Annotated in this window: 6 protein-coding genes and 1 tRNA gene; 2 read left to right on the plus strand and 5 right to left on the minus strand. The window is 37.9% G+C overall.

From position 1 onward, the window contains the following. Positions 1–146: 146 nt before the first annotated feature. Complete coding sequence (locus IQ215_RS14030; protein WP_193802027.1) at positions 147–1,334, minus strand: homocysteine biosynthesis protein; 1,188 nt, start codon at positions 1,332–1,334, stop codon at positions 147–149. A 179-nt stretch (positions 1,335–1,513) separates the two neighbouring features. Continuing rightward, positions 1,514–1,587, minus strand: a tRNA-Asp gene (locus IQ215_RS14035). Positions 1,588–1,785: 198 nt separating this feature from the next. On the opposite strand from IQ215_RS14035, the gene IQ215_RS14040 reads away from it, so the two are divergent. Continuing rightward, the gene (locus IQ215_RS14040) at positions 1,786–3,000 is read left to right on the plus strand and encodes an argininosuccinate synthase (protein ID WP_193802028.1); all 1,215 of its coding nucleotides are present in this window, start codon (positions 1,786–1,788) and stop codon (positions 2,998–3,000) included. Positions 3,001–3,008: 8 nt separating this feature from the next. Here the strand turns inward: IQ215_RS14040 and IQ215_RS14045 are convergent, their stop codons facing one another. Beyond that, positions 3,009–3,257, minus strand: coding sequence for a hypothetical protein (locus IQ215_RS14045; protein ID WP_193802029.1), 249 nt, complete (start codon positions 3,255–3,257; stop codon positions 3,009–3,011). A 169-nt stretch (positions 3,258–3,426) separates the two neighbouring features. On the opposite strand from IQ215_RS14045, the gene IQ215_RS14050 reads away from it, so the two are divergent. After that, positions 3,427–4,557 carry a hypothetical protein gene (locus IQ215_RS14050; protein WP_193802030.1) on the plus strand — a complete coding sequence of 377 codons (1,131 nt, stop codon included), beginning with the start codon at positions 3,427–3,429 and terminating at the stop codon, positions 4,555–4,557. A gap of 41 nt (positions 4,558–4,598) precedes the next feature. On the opposite strand, the gene IQ215_RS14055 is transcribed toward IQ215_RS14050, so the two are convergent. Then, entirely contained in the window at positions 4,599–5,465 is an 867-nt protein-coding gene (locus IQ215_RS14055) for an alpha/beta fold hydrolase (RefSeq protein ID WP_193802031.1), read from the minus strand. Positions 5,466–5,781: 316 nt separating this feature from the next. Continuing rightward, the coding region (locus tag IQ215_RS14060; protein WP_241735325.1) for a metallopeptidase TldD-related protein at positions 5,782–6,345 on the minus strand (564 nt) is incomplete at its 5' end.

The raw sequence follows: 6,345 nt of genomic DNA on the forward strand, positions 1-6,345 counted from the left end.
ATCCCGAACTCGTGGGTGAAACATAACTGCAGCGACGATACTACGGGGGTAGCCCCTTGGGACAATAGTTCTATGCCTGTCTTAATACTCCCATAAAAACCGCCTCTCTACATGGCGGTTTTTTTATATTACAAATTAAGTATTCCTTAAATAGCACCATCTTGAGCAATAAATGTACGATCGCACGGTAAAGATGCAACAGCTTCTGTGAGAGTAAATTCAGCGTCTAAAATCTTTTGTTTGAGGATTTGGGCAACCTGACGGGAAAGATATAAACTGGCAACGGAAGCCACTCGCACCACTTGTCCTTCAATTTTTATTTTGCCACTTTTAAGATGGGCATAACTAGCTAAACCAAAACTAGGACGCACTCGACGGGGTATGGAAAAATCCATTACGGGAGCGACAATGTCTCTATCATCTACGGCGCAGTTAGCGACAATTTTTTCACTTAGCAAGGGTATGGGAATACCTACCCCCAACATAAGGGATGAGCCATAATTTTTAAAATAACAACCCTTCACCCATTGATGATTCATCTTTTTTGCATCCCCCACTAAAGCCACTGTGGAAGCAGGACCAATGGGGGTGCGATTTTCCAGTCTTTTTTGTCTGGGGAAATGTTGTGTTCCTTCCCATGCAATGTACCCTTGCGCTCCACCTAAAAATATTTTAGTACCTATGCCTATAACTTCTAAATCAGGGTCATTTAAGAGGGGTGAAAGGGCGCCAACGCTAGAATATACGGCATTGCCTAAACGTGGTAAAAGGGGACCTAAATAGGTATATAAGGTACGATCACCCCCATTGACACCGACAATGAAATTTTGATATAAATTCCGAGGATTATACAAGTAAAATTGATTGATTGAATCTATGGTGATAGTTGATTCAAAAGAAGCCCGAGGATAACAGTCCGTTACCTGCCCCACCGCTTTAATGGGTACTGCTTTTCCTGCGATCAAATCTTCGATAACATGAGCTCCTCCTCGTTCGGGTAAGTTCGACGGTAAATTCTCTCCTAGTTCTTTATTACTGCCATACTCAGAAGGCACAGTTGCCCCCAAACACAAATCTACTGCTCCAAAACCAGCATAAGTAGGTACTCCATCCAGCCAACATTGGCGAATTTTGATCGGTGGATCAGTGTGGCCTAGGTTAATGATTGCGCCCGATGATTCCATGGGTTCAAAAGTACCCGTACACACTACATCTATTTCTTGGTAAGTTTTTTTTATACCTTGTTTTTTAACTTTACTTTTTAGTTCTTCTATGGTACATACTTGTACGGTGCGATTAGTTATTTTCTCATTAATTTCGGCAACGGTGCGCATAAATAATTAACTGTTATGTTTGCGATGTTAAAAGTCCATGGACAATTTAACTATAATTAGAGTCATTTAATTATAATAATTCATACAACGATTAACCATTAAATAAATTAGACATTAATATTAAAGAGAATATACAAAAAAACATCCTTTTCAGGATGTATTCAGACCTTTATATTTTACGGGACTGACGGGGCTCGAACCCGCGACATCTTGCGTGACAGGCAAGCACTCTAACCAGCTGAGCTACAGTCCCTTGTTTGTTTCAACATTATCTATGTTAACGAACTGAAAAAAATTTGTCAAGAGTTTGAGCAAAAATATTGAAAAAATGATAATACCCATGAAATATGCTTAAGGAAAAGTAAATATAGAAATCTTGACTTACCATTGGTTAAAAATACAGTTATTGTTAAAATATCCCTTTAGTCTTATCTGAAAGAGAGTAAAATTTATGAGTCGTGCCGAGAAAGTCGTTTTAGCCTATTCAGGGGGAGTTGATACCTCCGTATGTATTCCTTACTTAAAAAAAGAATGGGGTGTAAAAGAAGTAATCACCCTAGCGGCGGATTTAGGACAGGGAGAAGAATTAGGTCCTATTCAAACCAAGGCTCTTAAGTGTGGTGCGGTAGAATCATTGGTGGCCGATGCTACAGAAGAATTTGTAAGTAACTATGCTTTTCCCGCCATTAAAGCTAATGCTTTATACGAAAACCGTTATCCTCTTTCTACGGCTTTAGCTCGTCCACTCATCGCTAAGTTGTTGGTAGAAGCGGCGCAAAAGTATGGAGCGGATGCCGTGGCCCATGGTTGTACAGGAAAAGGCAATGACCAAGTCCGTTTTGATTTAGGTATTACGGCACTTAATCCTAATATTAAAATTTTAGCTCCCGCTCGGGAATGGGGTATGAGTAGGGAAGATGCGATCGCCTACGGGGAACAATTTGGCATCGAAGCCCCTGTCAAAAAGTCTTCTCCCTATAGTATAGATCGTAACCTCCTTGGCCGTAGCATTGAAGCCGGACCATTGGAAGATCCTATGACAGAGCCTCCCGAAGAAATTTATGCCATGACAAAATCTGTATTAGAAGCCCCTGACGAGGCAGAATATTTAGAAATAACTTTTGAACAAGGCACTCCCATTGCTGTTAATGGAGTAGCTCTATCCCCTGTAGCTTTGGTTACTAAAATTAATGAAGTGGCTGGGAATCATGGCGTAGGACGTATCGATATGATTGAAAATAGAGTAGTGGGAATCAAATCTCGGGAAATTTATGAAGCCCCCGCTCTATTAGTGCTTATTAAAGCCCATGAAGATTTAGAAAGTTTAACCCTCACCAGCGATGTAACCCATTATAAAAGAGCGCACATAGATGAAACCTATAGCAGAATGATATATGAAGGGTTGTGGTATAGCCCCCTTAAAAATGCCCTAGATGCTTTCATTGAAGAAACTCAAAAAAGGGTTAGCGGTACAGTGAGAATTAAGTTCTTCAAAGGTAGTGCTACCATTGTAGGTAGAAAATCACAATATTCCTTATACGATTCTGATTTATCTACCTATGGAGAAGAAGATCAATTTGACCATAAAGCCGCTGAAGGATTTATCTATGTTTGGGGTTTATCTACCAGAGTTTGGGCAGAAAAAACTAGATCGATAGAAAGTTAAGTTTTAACTTAGTGGGGAAGTACATCGGTTAATACACCACCAATAATCGCCCCTGTGATGATAATTCCTATTAGGGTATTCGTAAAAAACTTACCAGCTTCGGGGTTAAATCCGAGGCTTTTATCTTCTTTTCCTGCGGTGAAAAACAATGACCATGCTTGGTTAGCGTTTATGTCTTTAAAGTTGTTAAATTCTTTACGAAATACCACGGGGGCAAATAATTCTCTGTTGTTTAATACTTTTAAGTCGCTATTCATAATATTAATTTTTTTTGCTTTTCTACAATTATTAATGTAACAAAATGTAACGACATAATGTTTTCGGTTGACACGAAAGTTGAAGTGTGGATAGCCACAGGAAATCGATGGGGGGTCTTAATCCGTTATAATCTGAAGAAAAAGAATAAACTATCTTAGACGAAATTCTATGGTCGTATCGTCAGACATTATTGAGAGTATAGCACAAGATTTAAGTAGTTCTAAGGAAGCTCTGAGGGCAAAAAAATTAGTTTTTTATGTTAGTCAAAGATATTGGGAAACCGATGTTGATGTTATTAATGATTATTCCTTTGTGGAATTATTAGAAAATCTTCATCATACCAATCCTACTTTGGAAGATCTTAAGGCTTTACTTAATCATGCCGTAGAAACATTAAATCGTAAAACTATTTACAAGAAAATAGCGATGTATGTTTTGCGTCGTATGTCTGATTTATACCAAGTTACCCCTACACAAGAAGATTATATCGAAGAAAATGAAACTTCTGATACTGAAGTTGTAGAGGCGATCGCACAGGCTATCCAAAAACACGAAGAATCGGCAAGAATGAAAAAAGTAATTTTTGCGGTGTGTAAACAATATTGGGAAGCCGACATCAATGTTATTGAGATGTACGATATGAGAGATTTAATCTATGAGGTAAAAGAACTTTATCCAAATACTAAAAGATTAAGAAAAGCATTAGACACTGTGGTTTCAAGCATAAATCGGCAAAACTTTTATACCTTTATTGCCGATACAATTATGGATAATTTCGCCCACTTATATCCTTACGAAGTGCGAGATATAGATAAAGAGACGAACGCAGGGGAAGATGTAGAAACTCAATTAATTAAAGCGAAGTCAAAAGAAGTCACCCCAGAAAAAAAAGAAACTCCAACTACCCCCGTTGCTGAAACCAAACAAGAAATCAAACAAAACGTTACCCCAAGTAGTGTACCAGAAGGACAGATTATTCCTTGGTTGAAAATAGAAAACCTGTTTGAACTTAAACAGGAAATCATGCAATATACTAATCCCCTTCGTGCTAAAATTCTTTTATTCTATGCAGTTTATGATATTGACACCTTAGAACAACATTGGTCTATTGTCAGAACCTGTAGTTTTGATGATCTTCTTTTAAGAATGTTTGAGCATTATGATAAAAACATCAAAGTTATTGCTCAAAAACTACAATATGTGGCTAATTCTCCCATTGAAGGGTTAGAAGAAGAAGAAAATTTACAGGCTGTCACTGCCATTATTGAATCTATTAAACGTTTTTACAAAAAAAGATAGATTTCGAGATATGATTTCATCTCTAAGAGGTTAATAATTATTTAATTAAATTCTAAGTTTAAAAAATTCCCCATTACCTTTAAATAAGTCTTGCTATCTTCTAACATGGGAAAATGTCCTGTGGCTTTGATGACTTGATATTTAATCATTTCCGGGTTGAGTAAGGCTGCGGATTTACCCATATTGGCGGGAATTATTTGGTCTTTTTCCCCTGAGATTAGGAGGGTGGGTAGGGAAATATTTTGATAGGCTTGGGAGATGGTTTCTACGGATTTTTTACTAACGGAGGTGTAGATGGTATGAAGGGCAGTTTGACAGTCTGCCATTAAAAAGTCTTCTAAAAAAGCGATGCTCATATGTTTCGCAATGGGTTGATGTAAAAATCTTGCCATAAAAAATTTTTCGGCGAAGGGAATTTTTAATAACCAGTTATAGCGAAATTTGACGACATATTCGCTTATCTGATGAAAGAGTGCAAAAGCAAGGCGGTTATAGGTGAAGATGCCATTGGAGGTTAAGATGGCTTTTTCTACTTTTTCAGGGGCAATGGAGAGGAATAGGGTGGCGATGGATGCGCCCATAGAGTGGGAATTAAGATATACTTTCTCAAGATTAAAGCCTTGGAGAAGGGCGACTAAGTCTTGGGCATATTCTTCTAATTCATAGGATTGAGTTTGATCATGGATTGTTTTTTCTTGAGACTGACCAAAACCCCTCATGTCATATAATAAACAGTCGAAATAAGGAGCGATCGCCCTTGCTGTAGTACGCCAGTAACGACAAGAACCACCCCAACCGTGGATAAATACCATAACGGGCTTAGGTTGGTTATCTTCTTGTTTTATCCACTCATAATAATGATTAAAATCTCTTATTTTCAGAAAGCCTTTTTTTGTATTAATATTCATGGTTAATAAATAATCTCAAGGTCGGAAAATTCGTTACAAATAGATTGTATCTTCGCCCACCGTGTAAACAATTGACAATGAACAATTAATAAACTCGGCATTGCTTATTTTGAGTATGAAGCATTATTGAATTACACAAAAAACTAAGACTTCTAAATATTATAACTGTTCCCTATTCCCCGTTCCCTGTTCCCTTCCTCAACAAGAAATCATACCTTAATTCACCAACGCCATAAACTATTACCTGCAACCTGCAACCAGTCACCTGCAACCTCACTCTAATTTGTAAGTGATCAAGGGGAATTGATATAAAAACCTAAAGAGTGAAAGTCAAAGCCTTTAAGAGAATACCAGGTACAAGACTACCCCCCACACAGCGATGATTGTAAGTACCAATATTGGGAACAAATTCTTGAAAATTAGTTAAATCTAGGAGATTATCGCCGAAAATTTTCATCATAGAATCATCAAACCTTAAATCTTTGATAGTGGCTACAATTTTTCCATTTTCTACCCAAAAACAACCATAACGAGTCATGCCCGTTACCTTGGCCCCGGGGCGATCGCTCCAATTAAGATAATGTAAATTAGAAATATATAATCCTGTACCTAGGGTTGATAAAATATCCTCCGATGACAGGTTTCCTGATAGTATTTCGGGCGATCGCAACGTCTCCCCCCCATTCGCTCCATTAGCTTCCAACCCATACTCCTTTGCCGTACGACTATTAATTAAAGTATTAGCCAATTTTCCCCCCTCAAACAAAGGTAAACAAAGAGGAGCAATTTCCCCAAAATTATTAAAACGAGGCACATTACCCCCCGTAAAATTCTCTCGCAAACTAAACAAAGCAGATAACCTATCCCCCCTATCCCGTAA

The organism is Cyanobacterium stanieri LEGE 03274 (assembly GCF_015207825.1).
Lineage (GTDB): Bacteria > Cyanobacteriota > Cyanobacteriia > Cyanobacteriales > Cyanobacteriaceae > Cyanobacterium > Cyanobacterium stanieri_B.